Source organism: Pseudomonas asplenii, from assembly GCF_001293465.1.
GTDB lineage: Bacteria > Pseudomonadota > Gammaproteobacteria > Pseudomonadales > Pseudomonadaceae > Aquipseudomonas > Aquipseudomonas fuscovaginae_B.
This window is the reverse complement of sequence record NZ_JSYZ01000015.1, coordinates 54,785-76,818: the sequence shown is the minus strand read 5'-3', so window position 1 is coordinate 76,818 and position 22,034 is coordinate 54,785. Positions and strand designations below refer to the sequence as shown.

General features: G+C 66.3%; 18 protein-coding genes. 14 read left to right on the top strand and 4 right to left on the bottom strand.

The window, feature by feature from the left end:
* Positions 1 to 17 precede the first annotated feature (17 nt).
* The 12 genes from PF66_RS19065 (at position 18) to madM (ending at position 16,010) form a co-directional block, all read left to right on the top strand.
* Positions 18 to 2,075: a methyl-accepting chemotaxis protein gene (locus PF66_RS19065; protein WP_054060895.1), complete on the top strand. Its 2,058-nt coding sequence runs from the start codon at positions 18 to 20 to the stop codon at positions 2,073 to 2,075.
* A gap of 7 nt (positions 2,076 to 2,082) precedes the next feature.
* Positions 2,083 to 7,983: an Hpt domain-containing protein gene (locus PF66_RS19060; protein WP_054063534.1), complete on the top strand. Its 5,901-nt coding sequence runs from the start codon at positions 2,083 to 2,085 to the stop codon at positions 7,981 to 7,983.
* Positions 7,976 to 8,431, top strand: coding sequence for a chemotaxis protein CheW (locus PF66_RS19055; protein WP_054060897.1), 456 nt, complete (start codon positions 7,976 to 7,978; stop codon positions 8,429 to 8,431). Before PF66_RS19060 ends, PF66_RS19055 begins: the two co-directional genes overlap by 8 nt.
* 282 nt (positions 8,432 to 8,713) lie before the next feature.
* Positions 8,714 to 10,390, top strand: coding sequence for a malonate decarboxylase subunit alpha (mdcA, locus tag PF66_RS19050; RefSeq protein WP_054063533.1), 1,677 nt, complete (start codon positions 8,714 to 8,716; stop codon positions 10,388 to 10,390).
* Positions 10,391 to 11,257 (top strand): triphosphoribosyl-dephospho-CoA synthase, encoded by an 867-nt coding sequence (locus tag PF66_RS19045; protein ID WP_054063532.1) that lies wholly within the window; start codon positions 10,391 to 10,393, stop codon positions 11,255 to 11,257.
* Positions 11,257 to 11,556, top strand: a complete 300-nt coding sequence (locus tag PF66_RS19040; protein WP_054061417.1) for a malonate decarboxylase subunit delta — start codon at positions 11,257 to 11,259, stop codon at positions 11,554 to 11,556. The genes PF66_RS19045 and PF66_RS19040 overlap by 1 nt, the downstream gene beginning before the upstream one ends.
* Positions 11,549 to 12,400: a biotin-independent malonate decarboxylase subunit beta gene (locus PF66_RS19035; RefSeq protein ID WP_054063531.1), complete on the top strand. Its 852-nt coding sequence runs from the start codon at positions 11,549 to 11,551 to the stop codon at positions 12,398 to 12,400. The genes PF66_RS19040 and PF66_RS19035 overlap by 8 nt, the downstream gene beginning before the upstream one ends.
* The gene (mdcE, locus tag PF66_RS19030; RefSeq protein ID WP_054061415.1) at positions 12,397 to 13,200 is read left to right on the top strand and encodes a biotin-independent malonate decarboxylase subunit gamma; all 804 of its coding nucleotides are present in this window, start codon (positions 12,397 to 12,399) and stop codon (positions 13,198 to 13,200) included. Before PF66_RS19035 ends, mdcE begins: the two co-directional genes overlap by 4 nt.
* A 6-nt stretch (positions 13,201 to 13,206) precedes the next feature.
* Positions 13,207 to 13,836: a malonate decarboxylase holo-ACP synthase gene (locus PF66_RS19025; protein ID WP_054063530.1), complete on the top strand. Its 630-nt coding sequence runs from the start codon at positions 13,207 to 13,209 to the stop codon at positions 13,834 to 13,836.
* Positions 13,833 to 14,762 (top strand): malonate decarboxylase subunit epsilon, encoded by a 930-nt coding sequence (gene mdcH / locus PF66_RS19020; protein WP_054063529.1) that lies wholly within the window; start codon positions 13,833 to 13,835, stop codon positions 14,760 to 14,762. The genes PF66_RS19025 and mdcH overlap by 4 nt, the downstream gene beginning before the upstream one ends.
* Positions 14,763 to 14,827: 65 nt before the next feature.
* Positions 14,828 to 15,244, top strand: a complete 417-nt coding sequence (madL, locus tag PF66_RS19015; protein ID WP_054061301.1) for a malonate transporter subunit MadL — start codon at positions 14,828 to 14,830, stop codon at positions 15,242 to 15,244.
* A 1-nt stretch (position 15,245) separates the two neighbouring features.
* Positions 15,246 to 16,010, top strand: coding sequence for a malonate transporter subunit MadM (gene madM / locus PF66_RS19010; RefSeq protein WP_054061302.1), 765 nt, complete (start codon positions 15,246 to 15,248; stop codon positions 16,008 to 16,010).
* A gap of 1 nt (position 16,011) precedes the next feature.
* Here the strand turns inward: madM and PF66_RS19005 are convergent, their stop codons facing one another.
* Both PF66_RS19005 and PF66_RS19000 read right to left on the bottom strand, forming a co-directional pair.
* The gene (locus tag PF66_RS19005) at positions 16,012 to 16,926 is read right to left on the bottom strand and encodes a LysR family transcriptional regulator (protein WP_054061303.1); all 915 of its coding nucleotides are present in this window, start codon (positions 16,924 to 16,926) and stop codon (positions 16,012 to 16,014) included.
* 79 nt (positions 16,927 to 17,005) lie between these two features.
* Entirely contained in the window at positions 17,006 to 18,070 is a 1,065-nt protein-coding gene (locus PF66_RS19000) for a TauD/TfdA family dioxygenase (protein ID WP_054063528.1), read from the bottom strand.
* 201 nt (positions 18,071 to 18,271) lie between these two features.
* Between PF66_RS19000 and trhA the strand changes: the two genes are divergently transcribed.
* Positions 18,272 to 18,889, top strand: coding sequence for a PAQR family membrane homeostasis protein TrhA (gene trhA, locus PF66_RS18995; RefSeq protein ID WP_054063527.1), 618 nt, complete (start codon positions 18,272 to 18,274; stop codon positions 18,887 to 18,889).
* Between the two features lie 4 nt (positions 18,890 to 18,893).
* On the opposite strand, the gene PF66_RS18990 is transcribed toward trhA, so the two are convergent.
* Complete coding sequence (locus tag PF66_RS18990) at positions 18,894 to 19,613, bottom strand: 16S rRNA (uracil(1498)-N(3))-methyltransferase (RefSeq protein ID WP_054063526.1); 720 nt, start codon at positions 19,611 to 19,613, stop codon at positions 18,894 to 18,896.
* An 88-nt stretch (positions 19,614 to 19,701) separates the two neighbouring features.
* Positions 19,702 to 21,108, bottom strand: a complete 1,407-nt coding sequence (locus PF66_RS18985) for an adenosylmethionine--8-amino-7-oxononanoate transaminase (RefSeq protein WP_054063525.1) — start codon at positions 21,106 to 21,108, stop codon at positions 19,702 to 19,704.
* Between the two features lie 343 nt (positions 21,109 to 21,451).
* Between PF66_RS18985 and PF66_RS18980 the strand changes: the two genes are divergently transcribed.
* On the top strand, positions 21,452 to 22,003 hold the full coding sequence (locus PF66_RS18980; RefSeq protein WP_054063524.1) for a cytochrome b: 552 nt from the start codon (positions 21,452 to 21,454) through the stop codon (positions 22,001 to 22,003).
* The last annotated feature ends 31 nt before the right edge of the window (positions 22,004 to 22,034 follow it).

The following is a 22,034-nucleotide window of genomic DNA, read 5'->3' as shown; positions in this document are numbered from 1 at the left end:
ACAGGCAGAGGCCTGAGATGATCAAAGGCAAAACCGGCAATCCCGAGCAGGCCTCGCGCAGTCGTTCACAGATCATTGTGCTGTTCATCGCACTGATCGTGTTCATCATGTTGCTGTTCGCCAACTTCGCCTACCTGAACACCCAGGCCTCCTACGACAAGCAGTACATCAGCCACGCCGGCGAATTGCGCGTGCTGTCCCAGCGTATCGCCAAGAACGCCACCGAGGCGGCCTCCGGCAAGGCCGCGGCGTTCAAGCTGCTCAGCGATGCGCGCAACGACTTCGCCCAGCGCTGGGGCTACCTGAAGAAGGGCGACCCGTCCACCGGCCTGCCCGCCGCGCCGCCGACCGTGCGCAATGAAATGCACGCGGTGCAGCAGGACTGGGAAAGCCTGCTGAAAAACACCGATGCGATTCTCGCCAGTGAACAGACCGTGCTGTCCCTGCACCAGGTGGCGGCTACCCTGGCCGAAACCGTGCCGCAGTTGCAGGTCGAGTACGAGAAGGTCGTGGAAATCCTCCTGCAGCGGGGAGCGCCGGCGGCCCAGGTGGCCATGGCCCAGCGCCAGTCGTTGCTCGCCGAGCGTATTCTCGGTGCGGTGAACACCGTGCTGGCCGGCGACGAAACCTCGTCCCAGGCGGCCGATGCCTTCGGTCGTGATGCGGCGCGCTTCGGCCAGGTGCTCAATGGCATGTTGCAGGGCAATGCCGCGCTGAAGATTTCCCAGGTCGAGGACAAGGATGCCCGGGCCCGGCTCGGCGAGATTGCCGAACTGTTCGAATTCGTCTCCGGCTCGGTCGACGAGATTCTCGAAACCTCGCCGGAGCTGTTCCAGGTCCGTGAGTCCGCCAGCAGCATCTTCAGCCTGTCGCAGACCCTGCTGGACGAGGCCTCGCACCTGGCCAACGGTTTCGAGAACCTGGCGGGCGGGCGTTCCCTCGACACCATCGGCGGTTATGTCCTCGGCCTGCTGGCGCTGGCCTCGATCATCCTGATCGGCCTGGTGATGGTTCGCGAGACCAACCGCCAGTTGCGCGAGACCGCGGAAAAGAACGAGCGCAACCAGCACGCGATCATGCGCCTGCTGGATGAAATCGAGGACCTGGCCGATGGCGACCTGACCGTGACCGCCTCGGTGACCGAGGACTTCACCGGGACCATTGCCGACTCGATCAACTATTCGGTGGACCAGTTGCGCGACCTGGTCGCGACCATCAACCTCACCGCCGGCAAGGTCGCCGCCGCCGTGCAGGAAACCCAGGCCACCGCGATGCAACTGGCCGAGGCCTCGGAGCACCAGGCCCAGCAGATCAGCGAGGCGTCCGCGGCGATCAGCGACATGGCCCAGTCCATCGACCAGGTGTCGGCCAACGCCGCCGAATCCTCGGCGGTGGCCGAGCGCTCGGTGGAAATCGCCAACAAGGGCAACGAGGTGGTGCACAACACCATCCACGGCATGGACAACATCCGCGAGCAGATCCAGGACACCGCCAAGCGCATCAAGCGCCTGGGCGAGTCTTCCCAGGAGATCGGCGATATCGTCAGCCTGATCGACGACATTGCCGAGCAGACCAACATCCTCGCGCTCAATGCGGCGATCCAGGCCTCCATGGCCGGCGACGCCGGGCGCGGTTTCGCGGTGGTCGCCGACGAGGTCCAGCGCCTGGCGGAGCGCTCGTCCGCCGCGACCCGGCAGATCGAGACCCTGGTGCGGGCGATCCAGGCCGACACCAACGAGGCGGTGATCTCCATGGAACAGACCACCACCGAAGTGGTCAGGGGGGCGCGTCTGGCGCAGGATGCCGGGGTGGCGCTGGAGGAAATCGAGGGGGTATCGAAAACCCTGGCCGCGCTGATCCAGAGCATCTTCAACGCCGCCCAGCAGCAAACTTCGTCGGCGGGGCAGATTTCGCTGACCATGAACGTGATCCAGCAGATCACCACCCAGACCTCATCCGGTTCGACCGCTACCGCCGAGAGCATTGGCAACCTGGCGAAAATGGCCAGCCAACTGCGGCGCTCGGTCTCCGGCTTTACCTTGCCCCAAGCGCAAGATGCGCGTGAAACCCGGTAGTACGAGCATGAGCGAGCAGCAGCATGACTACGTGGCCCTGGAGTGGGTCAAGGGCGAGATCGCCGACACCCTGAAGCAGGCCCGGCAGGCCCTGGGCGGCCTCGACGGGCCGGAGCATGGGGCCGAGGAAATCGCCGAGTGCCTGGCCTGTATCCACCAGGTGCACGGCAGTCTGCAGATGGTCGAGTTCTATGGGGCGGCGCTGTTGGCCGAGGAAATGGAACAACTGGTGCTGGCCCTGCAGCAGGGCCGGGTCAGCGAACCTGGCGAGGCCGTCAGCCTGCTGCACCAGGCGTTTACCCAGTTGCCGCTGTACCTGGACCGCGTGCACAGCGCCCGGCGCGATCTGCCGCTGGTGGTGCTGCCGCTGCTCAACGACCTGCGCAGCGCCCGTGGCGAAAGCCTGCTTTCGGAAACCAGCCTGTTCAGCCCGCTGCTGCCGGACCTGCCGCCGCTCGACGCCGAGGCCCTGGCCCGGCTGGCCCCGCCGGATCTGCCCGGGTTGCTGCGCAAGTGGCGACAGATGTTGCAGACCGCCCTGGTCGGGCTGCTGCGCGAGCAGGACGACGCCACCAACCTGGGCTACATGGCCAAGGTGTTCGGTCGCCTCGAAAGCCTCTGCCAGGGCGCACCGCTGGCGCCGCTGTGGGAGGTCGGTTCGGCGCTGGTCGAAGGCATGCTCGCCGGTGCGATCGGCAACAGCCCGGCACTGCGCAGCCTGCTCAAGGATGCCGACCGGGAACTCAAGCGTCTGCTGGAACAGGGTATCGAGGGCATCAACCAGGCGGCGCCGGACGAACTGCTCAAGAGCCTGCTGTTCTACCTGGCCAAGGCCGAGCAGCCTACCGCGCAGATGCGCGTGCTCAAGGAACGCTACGGCCTCGACGAGGCGTTGCCGGATACCCGCGTGGTCGACGAGGAGCGCGCGCGCCTGGCCGGCCCCGACCGCGACGCCATGCGCTCGGTGGTCTCGGCCCTCTGTGAGGAGCTGGTGCGGGTCAAGGAGCGGCTGGACCTGTTCGTGCGCAGCGATCGCCAGCACGCCGACGACCTGGCCGGTCTGCTGGCGCCGTTGCGGCAGATCGCCGATACCCTGGCGGTGCTCGGTTTCGGCCAGCCGCGCAAGGTGATCATCGACCAGTTGGCGGTGGTCCAGGGCCTGGCCCAGGGCCAGCGCGAACCGAATGACGCGGTGCTGATGGATGTCGCCGGGGCCCTGCTCTATGTCGAGGCGACGCTGGCCGGAATGGTTGGCACGGTCGAGCAGCAAGGGCAGGAAGAGAGCGGCCTGCCGACCACCGACCTGACCCTGATCCACCAGATCGTGATCCGCGAGGCGCTGCTCTGCCTGCAGCAGGCCAAGGACCTGATCGTCGACTACATCGATGCCAACTGGGACCGCGAGCGCCTGGCGCCACTGCCCGACCTGCTGACCCAGGTGCGGGGTGCGCTGTCGATGATTCCCCTGGGCCGCGCGGCGAGCCTGCTGGAAACCTGCAACCACTACATCCGCGAGCACCTGATCGACGAGCCGGCCTCGCCGCCCTGGCAGCAGCTCGATCGTCTCGCCGATGCCCTGAGCGGCATCGAGTACTACCTCGAACGCCTGGCGGAAGACCACGAGGCCCTGGGCGAGCAGGTGCTGGACAAGGTCGAGCAGAGCCTGGACGCCCTGGGCTATGCGCCGGTGGAGCTGGAGGTGCCGCTGCTCGAAGAGGCGCTGAGCCCTACCGAAGCCCTGGTGATGCAGGATCTGCAGGAACTGGACGACCCCCATGTGGTGCAGTCCCTGGCCGATATGCTGGCCACCCCGGTCTCGGAACTCAATCCGCCGGCCCGACAGGTGCCCCGTAGCCTGCTGCCGCCGCCGTCCGACGAGCCGCCGGTGGATGACGAATTGCGTGAGGTGTTTCTCGAGGAAGCCGCTGAGGTCCTCGATGCCCTGCGTGACTACCTGCCACGCTGGGTCGCCGATCTCGACGGCCAGTCGGCCCTGGGCGAATTGCGCCGGGCCTTCCACACCCTCAAGGGCAGCGGCCGGATGGTCCGCGCGCTGGTGCTGGCCGAGCTGGCCTGGGCCATGGAGAACCTGCTCAACCGGGTACTGGAGCGCAGCCTGGAGCCCGCGCCCGAGGTGCCGCAACTGATCGACGAAGTACTGCACCTGCTGCCTGAACTGGTCGATGAGTTCGCCGCCGGCGCCCAGCGCCAGCGTGACGATGTCGACCAGTTGGCAGCCCGCGCCCATGCCCTGGCGAGCACCGATGATGGGGTAGACGCCGGGGCGGCGGATGACGTGGAGGCGCTTGACCGGCAGTTGCTGGAAATCTTCCGCGCCGAGGCCGAGGCCCACCTCGACAGTCTCAACCACTTTCTCGAACAGGCTGCCGAGCACCTGCCGTTGCAGGTCAGCGACGAACTGCAACGGGCCTTGCATACCCTCAAGGGCAGCGCCTACATGGCCGGCGTCCTGCCGATGGCCGAGCTGGCCGCGCCGCTCTACTACCTGGTGCGCGAGTTCAAGGCCCATCTGCTGGCGCTGGACCTGGACGAAGTCGAGCTGCTGTTCGAGGCCGAAGGCCTGTTTCGCCAGGGCCTGCAGCAACTGGCGGACGATCCGCTGGTCGCCATCGACGGTGCGCCGCAACTGATCCGCCGGGCCGAGGCATTGCTGGCGGCGCGGCTCGAAGCCCTGCTCAGCGTACCCAGCAGCGCCCAGCGCACCCGCCGCGACCCGCAACTGATCAACAGCTTCCTGGCCCAGGGCATGGATATCCTGCTGGATGCCGAAAGCCTGCTGCAGCGGTGGCAGCAGCATCCTGGCGAACGCCAGGAGCTCAACGACCTGCTGGACGAACTGACCACCCTCGGCCAGGGCGCGCATCTGGCCGACCTGGAACCGGTGGACGAGCTGTGCGAAGCCCTGCTGGATATCTACGGGGCTGTCGAGGAAAGCAGCCTGGCGGTCAGCGAGCGGTTTTTCCATGAGGCGCAGCAGGCTCACGAAGCGCTGATCAACATGCTCGACGAACTGGCCGCCGGCCAGGCGATCAACCCGCAGCCGGTGCGGATCCGCGCCTTGCGCGAGCTGCTCGACGAGGCACTCGACCCGTCCGCCACCGGGCTGATCAGGAACGACGGTGGCGCTGCTCCACGCATCAGCGAACTGGGCGCGGCCACCGCTGCGGCACAGCTCGAGGAGCGTGTGGACCTGGACGACGAGATCGTGGCGATCTTCCTCGAAGAGGCGGCGGATATCCTCGACAGTGCCGGGCTGGCGTTGCAGCGCTGGCTCGACGAGCCGGACAACGGCGCCTCGCTGCTGGCCCTGCAGCGTGACCTGCATACCCTCAAGGGGGGCGCGCGGATGGCCGAGGTCGGTCCGGTCGGCGACCTGGCCCATGAGCTGGAGAACCTCTACGAGGGGCTGCTGGACCGGCGCTTCAGCCATTCGCCGCCACTGGCGTTGCTGTTGCAGAAGAGCCATGACCAACTGGCCGTCATGCTCGAGCAGTTGCAGGAGCAGCAGCCGCTGAGCGATCCGGCGCGGTTGATCGACAGCCTCCAGGCGTTCCGCCAGCAGGGTGCCGAGCCGCTGGCGCCGGTATCGGTCGAGCCGCCCGCGACCGGTGGAGATCCGGAACTGCTCGAGGTTTTTCTCGAGGAAGGTTTCGACATCATCGAGAGCTCCGGCGCGGCGTTGCAACGCTGGCGCGCCGAGCCGTCGAGCCGCCAGGAAGTGGAAAACCTGCTGCGCGACCTGCACACCCTCAAGGGCGGTGCGCGAATGGTCGAGATCGCCCCCATTGGCGACCTGGCCCACGAGCTGGAGTTTCTCTACGAAGGCGTGTCGACCCTGCTGCTGCAGCCTGGTGACAGGCTGTTCGACCTGTTGCAGAGCGCTCATGACCGTCTGGCACAGATGCTCGATGCGGTGCGGGCCGAGCAGCCGGTGTCACCGGCCGATGCCCTGATCGCCGAGATCCAGGCGTTTGGCCGGCAGCCGCCGCTCGAACCGCCAGCGGTGGCGGAGCCGCCGGCGCCGCTCAAGAGCGAGCCGGAGGCTGAGCGCCCGCCCCAGGACATGGTCAAGGTGTCCGCCGATCTGCTGGAGGATTTGGTCAACCTGGCGGGCGAGACGTCGATTTTCCGTGGGCGCATCGAGCAGCAGGTGAATGACGCCAAGATCGCGCTCAACGAAATGGAAACCACCATCGAGCGGATGCGCGACCAGTTGCGTCGGCTCGACACCGAGACCCAGGGGCGGATTCTCAGCCGCCAGCAGGTGGAGGCCGAGCGCCTGGGTTACGAGGAATTCGACCCGCTGGAGATGGACCGCCACTCGCAGTTGCAGCAGCTGTCCCGCGCCCTGTTCGAATCGGCGTCCGACTTGCTGGATCTCAAGGAGACCCTGGCCGGTCGCAACCAGGACGCCGAGAACCTGCTGTTGCAGCAGGCCCGGGTCAACACCCAATTGCAGGAAGGCCTGATGCGCACGCGCATGGTGCCGTTCGAGCGCATGGTGCCGCGGCTGAAGCGGGTGGTACGGCAGGTCGCGGCGGAACTGGGCAAGGACGTCGATTTCATCGTCGGCAATGCCGAGGGCGAGGTCGACCGCAATGTGCTCGAACGCATGGTCGCGCCGCTGGAACACATGCTGCGTAACGCCGTCGACCACGGCCTGGAAAGCACCGAAGTACGGCGTGCGGCCGGCAAGCCGGAGCAGGGGCGGATCACCCTCGACCTGTCCCATGAAGGCGGTGATATCGTTTTCGACATCCATGACGACGGCGCCGGGGTCCCGCTCGACGCGGTGCGGCGCAAGGCGATCAAGCGCGGAATGATCGAGGAGGACACGCCGATCAGCGACCGCGACGTGTTGCAGTTCATCCTTCAGCCGGGCTTCTCCACCGCCGAACGCATCACCCAGATTTCCGGGCGTGGTGTCGGCATGGACGTGGTCCATGAGGAAGTGCGGCAGTTGGGCGGGACCATGACCATCGACTCGATCAAGGGCCAGGGCGTGCACTTCCAGATTCGCCTGCCGTTCAGCGTCTCGGTGAACCGGGCGCTGATGGTGCAGTGTGGTGATGAGCAGTACGCGGTGCCGTTGAATACCGTCGAGGGCCTGGTGCGGGTGCTCCCCAGCGAATTGGAAGGCTATTACCAGTGCAATCCGCCGCGCTACGAGTACGCCGGGCAGACCTACGAATTGCGTTACCTGGGCGAACTGCTGAAAACCGTCAGCAAGCCCAGGCTGTTGGGGCTGAGCCAACCGCTGCCGCTGCTGCTGGTGCATTGCAACGAGCAGCGGGTGGCGTTGCAGGTCGACAGCCTGGCCGGCACCCGCGAGATCGTGGTGAAAAGCCTGGGGCCGCAGTTCGCCGCGGTGTCGGGGCTCTCGGGGGCGACCATTCTCGGTGATGGCCGGGTGGTGCTGATTCTCGACCTGCTGGCCCATGTCCGCACGTCCCAGGCCTGGGTGCCGGTACCGCGGGCGCTGAGCGACCTGGCGGGCGACTTCACACCGCTGCGGCCACGGCTGGTGCTGGTGGTGGACGACTCGGTCACGGTGCGCAAGGTCACCAGCCGCCTGCTGGAGCGCAACGGCATGAACGTGCTGACCGCGAAGGACGGTGTCGACGCAATGGCCCTGTTGCAGGAGCACACCCCGGACCTGATGCTGCTGGACATCGAGATGCCGCGCATGGACGGCTTCGAGGTCGCGACCCGGGTGCGCAACGACCCACGCCTGAAGGACCTGCCGATCATCATGATCACTTCCCGTACCGGCCAGAAACACCGCGACCGGGCCATGGCGATCGGCGTCAACGACTACCTGGGCAAGCCGTACCAGGAATCGGTGCTGCTGGAGAGCATCGCCCATTGGAGCCATGCCCATGCATGAACACCGTGCCAGCAGCCTGACCGGGTTGATGCTGCCCCTGGCCGATCGCTACCTGTTGTTGCCGAACGTGGCGGTGGCCGAACTGATCGACTTCCAGCGCGGCGAGCCGGCCAGCGATGCGCCGCCGTGGTACCTGCGCCAGGTGACCTGGCGCGACCGCCAGTTGCCGCTGATCAGCTTCGAGGCGGCTTGTGGCGGCGCGATCGCCGTGGGCGAGCGTGCCCGGATCGTGGTCCTCAACACCCTCGGCGGGCGCCCGGAGCTGCGTTTCATCGCCCTGGTGATCCAGGGCATCCCGCGTTCGTACAAGCTCGACAGCCAATTGAGTTTCGTCGACGTGCCACTGTGCCGCCTGGAGAAGGCCGCGGTACAGGTCGGCGAGCTGGTGGCGAAGATCCCGGACCTGCCGGGGCTGGAACGCCTGGTACTGGAGTCGGGGCTGGCCTGAGATCGTTTCGTGCGGCTGATGGCCCCTTCGCGGGCCAGCCACGCGCCTACAGGAGGGTGGCTGGCATCGGTATCCCGAAGACGCTCGGTAGGAGCCGGGCTTGCCCGCGAAAGCGTCGGACCTGCTACTCCAGTAACACTCGCCCATTCACCACGACGACACTGCCACCCACCCCCGCGTCAAATCATTAACCTTGGCGTAACAATCAGTCGCCGGGCTTGATTGATGCCCTGTCCGATCGCTCCTACTGTCTAGCCACGACAGCGAACCCCTGGAGTGAGCATGACAGCCCCCAATTCCCCCGACTCGCGCTGGACGCGGCGCCGCGCCGAGAAGCAGCGTCGTCTCGAACAGGTGCGGGCCCTCGCCGATGGCGTGGTGTTGCCGACCGAGCAGATCGTCGCCGCCCTGCAAGCCCTGATCATGCCCGGCGACCGGGTGGTGCTGGAGGGCAACAACCAGAAGCAGGCGGATTTTCTCTCGCGTTCCCTGGCCAAGGCCGATCCGGCCCGGCTTCACGACTTGCACATGATCATGCCCAGCGTCGGCCGTGCCGAGCACCTGGACCTGTTCGAGCGCGGTATCGCCCGCAAGCTGGACTTCTCCTTCGCCGGCACCCAGAGCCTGCGTATCAGCCAGTTGCTGGAGGACGGCCTGCTGGAAATCGGTGCGATCCACACCTACATCGAACTCTACGCGCGGCTGGTGGTGGACCTGATTCCCAACGTGGTGCTCAGCGCCGGCTTCATGGCCGACCGCGCCGGCAACATCTACACCGGCCCCAGCACCGAAGACACCCCGGCGCTGATCGAGCCGGCGGCGTTCAGCGACGGCATCGTGATCGTCCAGGTCAACCAGCTGGTCGACGATGTCAGCGAGTTGCCGCGGGTGGACATTCCCGCGTCCTGGGTCGATTTCGTGGTGGTGGCCGACCGGCCGTTCTATATCGAACCGCTGTTCACCCGCGACCCGCGGCATATCAAGCCGGTGCATGTGCTGATGGCGATGATGGCGATCCGCGGGATCTACGAAAAACACAACGTGCAGTCGCTCAACCACGGGATCGGCTTCAACACCGCCGCCATCGAACTGATCCTGCCGACCTACGGCGAGTCCCTGGGCCTGAAGGGCAAGATCTGCCGCAACTGGACGCTCAACCCGCACCCGACGCTGATTCCGGCGATCGAAAGCGGCTGGGTCGACAGCGTGCATTGCTTCGGTACCGAACTGGGCATGGAGAACTACATCGCCGCCCGGCCGGACGTGTTCTTCACCGGGCGCGACGGCTCGCTGCGCTCGAACCGGATGGTCTGCCAACTGGCCGGGCAGTACGCGGTGGATCTGTTCATCGGCGCGACCCTGCAGGTCGATGGCGACGGTCATTCCTCCACCGTCACCCGCGGGCGCCTGGCCGGTTTCGGCGGGGCACCGAACATGGGCCACGATCCGCGCGGTCGGCGGCATGGCACCCCGGCCTGGCTCGATATGCGCCTGGACCGCGGCGATGCGCCCCAGGCGCTGCTCGAACGCGGCAGGAAACTGGTGGTGCAGATGGTCGAGACCTTCCAGGAGGGCGGCAAGCCGACGTTCGTCGAAACCCTCGATGCCGTCGAGGTGGCGAGGAAAAGCGGCATGCCGCTGGCACCGATCATGATTTACGGCGACGACGTCACCCACCTGCTGACCGAGGAGGGGATCGCCTACCTGTACAAGGCCCGCTCCCTGGAGGAGCGCCAGGCGATGATCGCCGCCGTGGCGGGGGTCACTGCCATCGGCCTGCGGCACAAGCCGCAGGATACGGCACGGCTGCGGCGCGAAGGGCTGATCGCCGTGCCCGAGGACCTGGGCATCCGCCGCACCGACGCCAGCCGTGAACTGCTCGCGGCCAAAAGTGTGGCCGACCTGGTGGAGTGGTCCGGTGGCCTCTACAACCCGCCCGCACGCTTCAGGAGCTGGTAAATGCACGCCTTCAATCTGCAGCCCCAACCCCTGTCACTGGCCGAGCGCCTGGCGGATTTCGCCGTCGAAGCGCTGATCGACGAAGCCGACCTGTCGCCCAAGCCCGCCCTGGTGGACCGGCGTGGCAGCGGTGCACACAACGACCTGCACCTGGGCCTGATGCATGCCTCGGCGCTGGCGTTGTGGCCGATGTTCAAGGAGATGGCCGATGCCGCCATTGCCAGCCATTCCCCGGCATTCAGCGGCCTGGCATTGCGTGAAGCCCTGGGTCGTATCGGCCGCGAGGGAGAACAGGCGATGCTCAGGACCACCGGCGGAGTGAATACCCACCGTGGCGCGATCTGGGCCCTGGGCCTGCTGGTGGCCGCGGCGGCACAGGAGTCCGGCAGCGTTTCTGCCCAAGCGCTGACCCTGCGGGCCGCGCGCCTGGCACTGCTGGAAGACCGCCATGCACCCGGCGGCAACAGCCACGGCCAGCAGGTGGCCCGCCGTTACGGGGCCCGCGGTGCCCGGGAGCAGGCGCAACTCGGCTTCCCGGCCGTCACCCGGCTCGGCCTGCCTCAACTGCGGCGCAGCCGCCTGGCGGGTCACGGCGAACAGAATGCCCGGCTGGATGCGCTGCTGGCGATCATGACCGGCCTGGCCGACACCTGCGTGCTCTACCGCGCCGGCCTGCCGGGCCTGCAGGCCATGCAGCAGGGCGCCCGCGCGGTGCTGGAGGCCGGCGGCAGCGCCAGCCTGGCCGGCCGGCGCTGCCTGCATGAATTGGATCAACAGCTTTTGGCGATGAACGCTTCACCCGGCGGCGCGGCGGACCTGCTCGCCGCCTGCCTGCTGATCGACCGTCTCGAACAGGAAGCCTTGTGATGGAAAAACTGTCCTTCGAATTCCCCGCCGGACAACCGCCCCGGGGCCGTGCCCTGGTGGGCTGTGTCGGTTCCGGCGACCTGGAAGTGCTGCTCGAACCCGGTCACCCCGGCACCCTGTCGATCCAGGTGACCACCTCGGTCAATGGCAGCTCGGCGCGCTGGCAGCACCTGTTCGAGCGCTTGTTCGACGGGCGTCTGCCGCCGGCGCTGGCGATCGATATCCACGATTTCGGCGCCACGCCCGGGGTGGTCCGGTTGCGTCTGGAACAAGGTTTCGAGGAGATCGGCCATGACTGACAGCGAGGCTCTGTTGCACAAGCACAGTTTTGTCGAACTCGGCGCCCGGCAGCGGGCCAGGGCTTTGCTCGACAGCGGCAGTTTCCGCGAACTGCTCGATCCCTTCGCCCGGGTCATGTCGCCCTGGCTCGAACGCCAGGGCGTGGTACCCCAGGCCGATGACGGGGTGGTGATCGCCAAGGGCAGCATCGACGGCCTGCCGGTGGTCATCGCCGCCATCGAGGGCGCTTTCCAGGGCGGCAGCCTCGGCGAGGTGGGCGGCGCGAAGATCGCCGGTGCCCTGGAACTGGCTGCCGAAGACAACCGCCAGGGCATCCCGACCCGCGCCGTGTTGCTGCTGGAAACCGGTGGCGTGCGCCTGCAGGAGGCCAACCTGGGCCTGGCGGCCATCGCCGATATCCACGCGGCGATTGTCGATCTGCGGCGCTATCAGCCGGTGATCGGTGTGGTGGCCGGCAGTGTCGGCTGTTTTGGCGGCATGTCCATCGCCGCCGCGCTGTGCAGTTACCTGGTGGTGACCCGCGAGGCCCGCCTGGGCCTGAATGGGCCGCAGGTGATCGAACAGGAGGCGGGGCTGGAGGAATACGATTCCCGTGACCGGCCCTTCATCTGGAGCCTGACCGGCGGCGAACAGCGTTTCGCCAGCGGCCTGGTGGATCGTTATGCAAGCGATGACGTGGCCGCGATCCGGCAGCAGGTCGCTCACTTGCTGGAGGCTGGCCTGCCCGAGACACAGCGTAGTCGGCAGGCGGGCTGGTACCTGCAGCGGCTGGCTGAACTGGATGCCGCGCCACAGATCGACCCGGCCACGGTATGCCGGCTTTTCCAAGGAGATCGCCCATGAGCACCCGTTCCCTGCGCGGTTTGCACTGGTTCCAGAGCCTGGCTGGCGATGCCGTCGAGGCGACCGGCTTGCCGGCTTCGCTGAAGGTCGCCGATACCCGGCTGGGCGACCAGCCGGTACGCCTGCTGGCGGTGGTACCCGATGCGGACAACCGGTTTGTCCGCGCCCGTCATGGCGAAGTCGGCCTGTTGGAAGGCTGGAGTCTGGCGAGGGCGGTGGACGAGGTGATCGAGGCCGACAGCGCGAGTGGGCACAAGCGCGCGCTGATTGCCATTGTCGATGTGCCGAGCCAGGCCTACGGGCGTCGTGAGGAAGCCCTGGGGATCCATCTGGCCCTGGCCGCGGCCGCCGACAGTTACGCCCGTGCCCGCCTGGCGGGGCATGCGGTGATTGCCCTGCTGGTGGGCAAGGCGATGTCCGGGGCGTTCCTCGCCCACGGCTACCAGGCCAACCGCCTGATCGCCCTGCGTGATCCGGGGGTGATGGTCCATGCCATGGGCAAGGCCTCGGCGGCGCGCGTGACCCTGCGCAGTGTCGAGGACCTGGAGGCCCTGGCCGCCAGCGTGCCACCCATGGCCTATGACATCGACAGTTATGCCAGCCTGGGGCTGCTGTGGAAGGTGCTCGACGTGCAGCGGATCGAGCAGCCCACGGCGCAGGATCTGGCCTGTGTGCAGGATTGCCTCGGCGCCGCGATCGTCGATGCGATGCAACGTGGCACCGATCTGGGCGGACGGCTGGGGGCGCCCAATCGGGCTGCGTCGAGCCGGGTCCGGCAACTGTTGCGTGAACAGTGGTGAGTCGCGATGTGTAGCGACGGCCACTATCTCCCTCACGACCTGCTCTGGGGGCTGACCCCGGCGCAGTTGCCGCCGGATGCGCCGGCCTGGGTGGCTGAGGCGCTGGGCCTGGGGCAGCCGGTGGTGGTGCGGCGGGCACTGGTCGCAGCGGATCAATTGCCGGTGGGCGTGCGCGGGCTGTCGCGCGAGCAGCGTTTCGCCACGCTGATGCCGCGGCGGCTGGTCGAACGTCGGGTGCGCCCGGAGGCGCTGGTCGACAGCCGACTGGCCAGGCGGGACTGGCCGGCCTTGCAGGCCTTGCGGCATGTACGCCCGGCGCTCGATGCCCGGGGCCTGGCCTGGGGCGTCAGCGGCAGCGCCGGTTTTGAACTGGCCACCGGCTTGCCGACCCTGCACCCGGAGAGCGACCTGGACCTGATCCTGCGTGCACCGCAGGCGTTGTCGCGAGCCCGGGCCGCCGAGCTGTTGCGGCAACTCGACAATCCGTTCTGCCGTGTCGACCTGCAGTTGCAGACCCCGCTGGGCGCGGTGGCGCTGGCGGAGTGGGCGGGCCCGGCGCAACGGGTGCTGCTCAAGAGCGACGCGGGTGCACGGTTGGTGGCCGATCCGTGGAGTGCCGGGGAGTTGGCGGCGTGAGCAGCCTGCTGGCGTTTCCCGGCCAGGGTGCGCAGCAGCCCGGCATGTTGCGGCGCCTGCCCGATGCGGCGGTGGTTCGCCAGTGCCTGGGTGAAGCCGCAGAGGTGCTTGGCGAGGATCTGGCGTTGCTGGACAGCGCGCAGGCGCTGGCCTCGACCCGCGCGGTCCAGCTCTGCCTGCTGATTGCCGGGGTGGCCGGGGCCCGGCTGTTGCTGGACAACAGTCCACCGCCGGCCTACGTGGCCGGCCTGTCGATCGGCGCCTATCCGGCGGCGGTGATGGCCGGGGTGCTGGATTTCAGCGATGCCCTGCGCCTGGTCAGCCTGCGCGGGCAACTCATGCAACAGGCTTATCCACAGGGCTATGGCATGACCGCATTGATCGGTCTGGAACGGGCGGCGGTGGATAAGTTGCTGGCCCAGGTCCATGGCCCGCGCACGCCGGTTTACCTGGCGAACATCAATGCCGACAACCAGTGCGTGATCGCTGGTAGCGATGAGGCCATGGCCGCGGTCGCTGCCGCGCTGAAGCAGGGCGGAGTGGCCCGGCGCCTGGCGGTCAGCGTGCCGTCCCACTGCCCGTTGCTGGAGGCGCCGGCGCAGGCCTTGGCGGCCGCATTCGCCGAGGTACCGATGCGGGCGCCGTGCCTGGGTTATCTCAGCGGCAGCAGTGCCCGGTTGCTGCGCACTGCCGAACAGATTCGCGATGACCTGGCCTTCAACATGTGCCGGCTCATCGATTGGCGCGGTACGGTGCAAAGCGCCTACGAGCGCGGCGTGCGGCTGCAGATCGAACTGCCACCGGGGGCGGTGTTGACCGGCCTGGCGCGGCGGGTATTCGAACAGGGCAGCGTGGTCGCCTTCGACGGTGCCCGGCTGGACAGTCTCAAGGCACTGCTGCAAGAGGAGGGATGCCGCCACCGATAGAGACCGGCTGTTGCTTCGAAGGACAAAAACAACAACTTCGACACTGCGATGCGAGGATAACAACAATGATTATTTACGGTGTGGCACTGCTGGCGGCCTGTACCTTGGCCGGTGTGGTTCTGGGAGACATGCTCGGCGTGTTGCTGGGGGTCAAGTCCAATGTCGGCGGGGTCGGGATCGCCATGATCCTGCTGATCTGCGCCCGCCTGTGGATGCACAGGCACGGCGGCATGAGCAAGGAGTGCGAGATGGGCGTCGGCTTCTGGGGCGCCCTGTATATCCCGGTGGTGGTCGCCATGGCCGCCAACCAGAACGTGGTCACCGCCTTGCATGGCGGTCCGGTGGCGTTGCTGGCGGCCGTCGGTTCGGTGCTGCTGTGCGGTTGCACCATCGCCCTGATTAGCCGGACCAACAAGGGCGAGCCGTTGCCGGCCGAGCCTGCGGCGGCGTTGCCGGATGCCCATGTCGCGGGAGGTCGCTGACATGTGGGCTATCGTCGAGAAAGCATTGGAGCACAATGGGCTGATCACCGCGTTCGCGCTGGTCGGAGTGGTGATGTGGCTGTCGGTGCTGCTCTCCAGGCACCTGACCCTGGGTCGCATCCACGGTTCGGCGATCGCCATCGTGATCGGCCTGGTCCTGGCCTGGATCGGTGGCACGTTGACCGGTGGGCAGAAGGGCCTGGCCGACATGGCGCTGTTCTCCGGCATCGGCCTGATGGGCGGCGCCATGTTGCGCGACTTCGCGATCGTCGCCACCGCCTTCGAGGTGCAGGCCACCGAGGCGAGGAAGGCCGGCCTGATCGGCGCGGTGTCGCTGTTGCTGGGCACCGTGCTGCCGTTCATGGTCGGCGCGAGCATGGCCTGGGCCTTCGGTTATCGCGATGCGGTGAGCATGACCACCATCGGTGCCGGGGCGGTGACCTATATCGTCGGGCCGGTGACCGGTGCGGCGATCGGGGCCAGTTCCGATGTGATCGCCCTGTCGATCGCCACGGGCCTGATCAAGGCGATCATCGTGATGGTCGGCACGCCAGTGGCGGCGCGCTGGATGGGCCTGGACAATCCGCGTTCGGCGATGGTGTTCGGCGGCCTGGCCGGGACGGTCAGTGGCGTGACGGCCGGGCTCGCGGCGACGGATCGGCGGCTGGTGCCCTATGGCGCGCTGACAGCGACCTTCCATACCGGGCTGGGCTGCCTGCTCGGGCCGTCGGTGCTGTTTTTCATCGTGCGAGGCCTGGTGGGCTGATTCAGGCGCGATGGTTGGCATACATCCGGCACTCCGCCAGGAGTGCCAGCAGGTTGGGGTCGCGCTCCTTGGCCTTGAGGAATACCACGCCGATATGCTGCTGCAGGTGGTAGCGCGGCTGCAGCGGAATCAGTTTCACCCGGTTTTCGTACACCGCGGCGATCCGCCCGGGCAGCAGCGCATAGCCGACGCCGGAGCTGACCATGCTCAGCAGGGTGAAGATATCGTTGACCTGCATCGCCACCTTGGGCTCGAAGCCCGCCTGTTCGAACACCCGATTGCCGTCGCGGTGGGTGGCGAAGCCCTGGGTCAGGGTGATGAAGGTCATGTCGCGCAGGTCCGCCAGGTCGACCTGGGCCTGTTGGGCGAAAGGCGAGTCGGCGGGCGTGGCGAGAAAGATATCGTCGGAGAACAGCGGCAGGTGTTCGCAGTCCGGATCTTGGGTGGTTTCGTCCAGCGACACCAGGATCGCGTCCACTTCCATGTTCCTGAGCTGGTACAGCAGGTCGATGTTCGAGCCGAGGATGAGGTCGATGTTCAGCTCGCTGCGACGGATCTTCAGGCCCATGATCAACTGCGGCACGGTCTTCACCGTCAGTGAGTAGAGCGAGCCGAGCTTGAAGCGTTCGGCGCAGAAGCCGGCGGCCTCACGGGTCAGGCGCACGCTTTCGACCACGTCCTGGATCAGTTTCTGCGCCCGCTCTTCCAGCACATAGGCGCTTTCCAGCGGTGTCAGGTTGCGCCCCTCGTGCTTGAACAGCGGGCAACGCAGGGCATTTTCCAGGGAATGGATGGCGCGGTGCACGCTGACGTTGCTGGTCTGCAGTTCGGCCGCCGCCCGGGCCAGGTTGCCGGTGCGCATGAAGGCCAGGAACACTTCGAGCTTTTTCAGGGTCAGTTCTTCATCGATCAACATGGGACGGACTCTTTTTCGAATGCTCCGATTGTGCCCAAGTCCCGGAGAGTTGGCTGAGGCTTTTTCAGTGGCCCCCCGTTCAACCGATCAGGCCGTTGCTGGCCGCCAGTCGCTGTTGGAAGGCCCGCAGCGTCTCATCGACCGGACAACCCTGATAGCCGCCGCGCAAGGCCTGGGCCCTGACGTTGCCATAGGCCGGCAGGAAGCTCTCGGGCAGTGGACGACTGTAGGCGGTGGCATGCCACTGGCGCAGCAGGTGGCGCTGGCGGCCGGGCTGCGCGCTGTCGGTAAAGCTGGTGCGGGCATGGCAGACCAGGTGGTTGTTGAGAAACTGCAGGTCGCCGGGCAACAGCTCCAGTTCCAGGCACATGTCCGGCAGGCAGGCGGTGTCATGCACCGCGTTCAGTGCGGCGCGGGCGATGTTGCCCAGGCGCGGTGCCCCCGGCAGGCGCTCGCAGTCGAGGTTGCGCTGACGATAGAAGCGGCTGGCGAAGACGCCGTGCTCCAGGGCGAATACCGGGCAGAGAAAAAAGCGCCTGTCGCTGGCGCTGTCGCGTGTCGGGTCGTAGAACGCCAGGGGTTGATAGAGCGCTTGGCACAACGCCGGATTCTCGCGCATCAGCCGGTCGTGCACGGCCCGCAGGCTGGCCAGGCGGAACAGCCCGCCGCGGGCCGCCTGGCGCAGGCAGAGCAGGGTAGTCAGGTCGCAGGCATCGGTGTGGAACTCCATGGAGCGGCTGGTGATGTGGCTGCGATGGGTCGGGTGATGGGGTTGCTGGCGGTCACGGACATCAACCAGTAACTCGCCTGCGTGATTCTGTACCAGCGGCACGCCCAGGTGCAGGCCGATACCCCAGGCGAGCAGGCGTGCCTGCTCGGGCGTCTTGTCGGCCACGGGAAATCCGGTGATCAGGAATACCCCGAGGCCCCGCTCGGTTTCCAGGACGGCCCGCTGCAGCAATTCATGTACCGTGGGCAGCGGGAAGTCCCGCGGGGTCATGTCCAGCGGCGATCTGCCCCGGCGTTTTGCATACTCCAGGGCGCAATCGACTTCGATGACCTGGGAGCGATCGAGGCGGTGTATCCAGGACAGCGAATGCTCGATCAGCTTTTCGCGGTTCCAGGCCTGGAGTGTTCGGGTCATGGCGGGCTCCCGTGGGGTGATGATTCGGGGCCTTCCATTTTCTGTATCGGCCGGCGATTTTTTTTTAATCTATGGAGCGAAATCCGGAAGCTTGTTTCCTCTTTGAAGGTAGGAAGCGGCTGTACAGGGCATCGGGCGACTGGGCCAGGCATGGCGTAGCGGGCCTGATGAAGTGTCCTGAGCAATGGAGGTGGGCGGTACATGTATCACGGGGAACGACTCAACGCCTGGACCCATCTGGTGGGGGCGATACTGGCGAGCATCGGCGCGATCTGGCTGCTGGTGATGGCAAGCCTGGATGGCAGCCCGTGGAAGATCGTCAGCGTGGCGATCTACGGGGTCACGCTGATGGCACTCTATAGCGTCTCGACCGTGTACCACAGCGTCCGCGGGCGGGCGAAGGTGATCATGCAGAAGGTCGATCACCTGTCGATCTACCTGCTGATCGCCGGCAGCTACACGCCGTTCTGCCTGGTCACTCTGCGCGGACCATGGGGTTGGACGTTGTTCGGCATCGTCTGGGGGCTGGCGGTGATCGGCATGTTGCAGGAGATCAAGCCGCGCTCGGAGGCGCGGATCCTGTCGATCGTGATCTATGCGGTGATGGGCTGGATCGTGCTGGTGGCGATCAGGCCGCTGCTGGCGGCCCTGGGCATGGCCGGGTTCATCTGGCTGGCCACGGGCGGGGCGCTATACACCCTGGGCATCATCTTCTTCGCCCTGGATCACCGGCTACGGCATTCCCACGGGATCTGGCACCTGTTCGTGATCGCCGGCAGTGCCCTGCATTTCGTGGCGATCTTCTGGTACGTGATCTGATGCGTCAGAAATCGCCCCACAGCTGCTGGGCCACCGCCAGGGCCACCACCGGTGCGGTCTCGGTGCGCAGCACCCGCGGACCGAGGCGTGCGGGCAGGTAGCCGGCCTTGGCCGCCTGCTCGACTTCGGCGTCGGACAAACCGCCTTCAGGGCCGATCAGAAAGGCCAGGCTGGCCGGCCTGGGATGGCTGGTCAGCGGTTCGGCCACCGGGTGCAGCACCAGTTTCAGTTCGGCCTGGGCCTGTTTCAGCCATTCACCCAGCGGCAGCGGCGGGTGGATCACCGGCAGGGTGGAGCGGCCGCACTGTTCACAGGCACTGATCGCGATCTGCCGCCAGTGGGCCAGGCGCTTGTCGGCGCGCTCGTCCTTGAGGCGGACTTCACAGCGCTCGCTGACGATCGGGGTGATTTCGCTGACGCCCAGCTCGGTGGCTTTCTGGATCGCCCAATCCATCCGTTCGCCCCGGGACAGGCCCTGGCCGAGGTGGATGTGCAGCGGCGAGTCCGGTTGGCCGGCGAAGCTTTCGGTCAGTTGCACACGCACGTGCTTCTTGCCGACTTCCAGCAGGGTACCGAGGAATTCGTGGCCGGAGCCGTCGAATACCTGCAGCGCGTCCCCTTCGGCCATGCGCAGTACGCGGCCGATGTAGTGGGCCTGGGCCTCAGGCAGTTCGTGTTCGCCGAGGCTCAGAGGGGCGTCGATAAAGAAGCGGGACAGTCTCATGGTGTATCTCTGGATATCGGAATGATGGGTTGCCGGGGCGCCGCACTGCCGCGAATGGGTCGCGCGCGCCCGCTTGGCTTCTGTGGGGTTAGCCCGGATCACGGAAGTCCGGATGGAAGTTTTCCGGCACCGCCACGCTGACCGCGCTGCGGGTGGCAATGTCGATCCCCTCGCTGGCCACTTCGGCGAGGAAGTCGATCTGTTCCGGCGTGATCACGTAGGGTGGCAGGAAGTACACCACGTTGCCCAGCGGCCGCAGCAGGGCGCCGCGCTCCAGGGCATGCTGGAACACCTTGAGGCCACGGCGCTCCTGCCACGGGTAGGCGGCCTTGCTGGCCTTGTCCTGGACCATCTCGATCGCCAGGGCCATGCCGGTCTGGCGCACTTCGGCAACGTGCGGGTGATCCGCCAGGTGCGCGGTGGAACTGGCCATCCGTTGGGCCAGGGCCCGGTTGTTCTCGATGACGTTGTCCTGCTCGAAGATATCCAGGGTCGCCAGCGCCGCCGCACAGGCCAGCGGGTTGCCGGTGTAGCTGTGGGAATGGAGGAACGCGCGCAGGGTCGGGTAGTCGTCGTAGAAGGTGCCGTAGACGTCCTCGGTGGTCAGGCACGCCGCCAGGGGCAGGTAGCCGCCGGTGAGCGCCTTGGACAGGCAGAGGAAGTCCGGACGGATACCGGCCTGTTCGCAGGCGAACATCGTACCGGTGCGGCCGAAGCCCACGGCGATTTCATCGTGGATCAGGTGTACGCCGTAGCGGTCGCAGGCCTCGCGCAGCAGCTTGAGGTACACCGGATGGTACATGCGCATGCCGCCGGCTCCCTGGATCAGCGGTTCGACGATCACTGCGGCGACGCTCTGGTGATTCTCCGCCAGGGTCTGTTCCATGACCTGGAACAGGTTGCGCGAATGCTCTTCCCAGCTCATGCCCTGCGCACGCATGTAGCAGTCCGGGCTCGGCACCTTGATGGTGTCCAGCAGCAGGGCCTTGTAGGTCTCGGTGAACAGCGGCACGTCGCCTACCGACATCGCCGCCACGGTCTCGCCGTGGTAGCTGTTGGTCAGGGTGATGTAGCGTTTCTTCTGCGGCTGGCCGCGGTTGAGCCAGTAATGAAAGCTCATCTTCAGCGCGACTTCGATGCAGGACGAACCGTTATCGGCATAGAAGCAGCGGGTCAGGCCTTCGGGGGTCATCTTCACCAGGCGCTCGGACAGCTCGATCACCGGCTGGTGGCTGAAACCGGCGAGGATCACGTGCTCCAGCTGGTCGACCTGGTCCTTGATGCGCTGGTTGATGCGCGGGTTGCAGTGGCCGAACACGTTGACCCACCAGGAACTGACGGCATCGAGGTAGCGCTTGCCGTCGAAATCCTCCAGCCACACGCCTTCGCCGCGCTTGATGGGGATCATCGGCAGTTGCTCGTGATCTTTCATCTGGGTGCAGGGATGCCACAGCACCGCGAGATCGCGTTGCATCCACTGGTTGTTCAGGCTCATTTCCACTCTCCCACGGGCACCTTGCGACAGGCGCGGGCCAACAATCGCGCAAGCCTATGCAATGCCGGGCGACGGGACAACCCGTGCCGGTCATTCAACGGCCTCGCTACCGGCGAGGTGTCCGGGCGACGCGGCCTGCAGCGGTTGCAACGATTATCCTCCGGCGCCTCGAATAAAGTCGCCCGCCGGGGTGTTCCGGATAGGCGGCGACCTTAATATTTTCTTAACCCGCTCGTTCCAGACTTATGATCGTATTTCTCGATATTTCAAAGCAAAATTTTTCGCTTTAATTCGATAGGTAAACCATTAGTCTTGGGCGCAGTACTTACAGGATCTCTCGGTCATGCAGCTACGTAATTCATCTTCCCGCTACGGCGCAGTCAGCATGCTCCTGCATTGGGGCGTGGCTCTGGTGGTCTTCGGCCTTTTCGCGCTGGGCTTGTGGATGGTCGGTCTCGACTACTACAGCGAGTACCGCAAGGCCGCTCCGGACCTGCATAAAAGTATCGGCTTGACCCTGTTCGCGGTGATGGTCGTACGGCTGGCCTGGCGTTTCATCAGCCCGCCGCCGCCGGCACCGTCCAATCATGGCCGCCTGACCCGCCTGGGCGCCAAGTTCGGCCATGCGTTCCTCTATCTGGGCCTTTTCGCCCTGATGTTCTCCGGGTACCTGATTTCCACCGCAGAAGGTGTCGGGATTCCGGTGTTCAATCTGTTCGACGTGCCGGCCTGGATTTCCAGCATCCCCGACCAGGCGGATGTGGCTGGCACGGTGCACCTGTACCTGGCCTGGACCGTGGTGATCTTTGCCGTTCTCCATGGCCTGGCTGCGCTGAAACACCACTTTATCGATCGTGATGCGACGCTGACCCGCATGCTGGGTCGCAAAGCCTGATGTTCAACCTCGACTCAAAAGGAATAGAAGC

What these genes read in the sequence shown, in the direction of transcription:
- PF66_RS19065 (WP_054060895.1), top strand. Translation starts at nt 18, where the DNA reads ATGATCAAAGGCAAAACCGGCAATCCCGAGCAGGCCTCGCGCAGTCGT.
- PF66_RS19060 (WP_054063534.1), top strand. Translation starts at nt 2,083, where the DNA reads ATGAGCGAGCAGCAGCATGACTACGTGGCCCTGGAGTGGGTCAAGGGC.
- PF66_RS19055 (WP_054060897.1), top strand. Translation starts at nt 7,976, where the DNA reads ATGCATGAACACCGTGCCAGCAGCCTGACCGGGTTGATGCTGCCCCTG.
- mdcA (WP_054063533.1), top strand. Translation starts at nt 8,714, where the DNA reads ATGACAGCCCCCAATTCCCCCGACTCGCGCTGGACGCGGCGCCGCGCC.
- PF66_RS19045 (WP_054063532.1), top strand. Translation starts at nt 10,391, where the DNA reads ATGCACGCCTTCAATCTGCAGCCCCAACCCCTGTCACTGGCCGAGCGC.
- PF66_RS19040 (WP_054061417.1), top strand. Translation starts at nt 11,257, where the DNA reads ATGGAAAAACTGTCCTTCGAATTCCCCGCCGGACAACCGCCCCGGGGC.
- PF66_RS19035 (WP_054063531.1), top strand. Translation starts at nt 11,549, where the DNA reads ATGACTGACAGCGAGGCTCTGTTGCACAAGCACAGTTTTGTCGAACTC.
- mdcE (WP_054061415.1), top strand. Translation starts at nt 12,397, where the DNA reads ATGAGCACCCGTTCCCTGCGCGGTTTGCACTGGTTCCAGAGCCTGGCT.
- PF66_RS19025 (WP_054063530.1), top strand. Translation starts at nt 13,207, where the DNA reads ATGTGTAGCGACGGCCACTATCTCCCTCACGACCTGCTCTGGGGGCTG.
- madL (WP_054061301.1), top strand. Translation starts at nt 14,828, where the DNA reads ATGATTATTTACGGTGTGGCACTGCTGGCGGCCTGTACCTTGGCCGGT.
- madM (WP_054061302.1), top strand. Translation starts at nt 15,246, where the DNA reads ATGTGGGCTATCGTCGAGAAAGCATTGGAGCACAATGGGCTGATCACC.
- PF66_RS19005 (WP_054061303.1), bottom strand. Translation starts at nt 16,926, where the DNA reads ATGTTGATCGATGAAGAACTGACCCTGAAAAAGCTCGAAGTGTTCCTG.
- PF66_RS19000 (WP_054063528.1), bottom strand. Translation starts at nt 18,070, where the DNA reads ATGACCCGAACACTCCAGGCCTGGAACCGCGAAAAGCTGATCGAGCAT.
- trhA (WP_054063527.1), top strand. Translation starts at nt 18,272, where the DNA reads ATGTATCACGGGGAACGACTCAACGCCTGGACCCATCTGGTGGGGGCG.
- PF66_RS18990 (WP_054063526.1), bottom strand. Translation starts at nt 19,613, where the DNA reads ATGAGACTGTCCCGCTTCTTTATCGACGCCCCTCTGAGCCTCGGCGAA.
- PF66_RS18985 (WP_054063525.1), bottom strand. Translation starts at nt 21,108, where the DNA reads ATGAGCCTGAACAACCAGTGGATGCAACGCGATCTCGCGGTGCTGTGG.
- PF66_RS18980 (WP_054063524.1), top strand. Translation starts at nt 21,452, where the DNA reads ATGCAGCTACGTAATTCATCTTCCCGCTACGGCGCAGTCAGCATGCTC.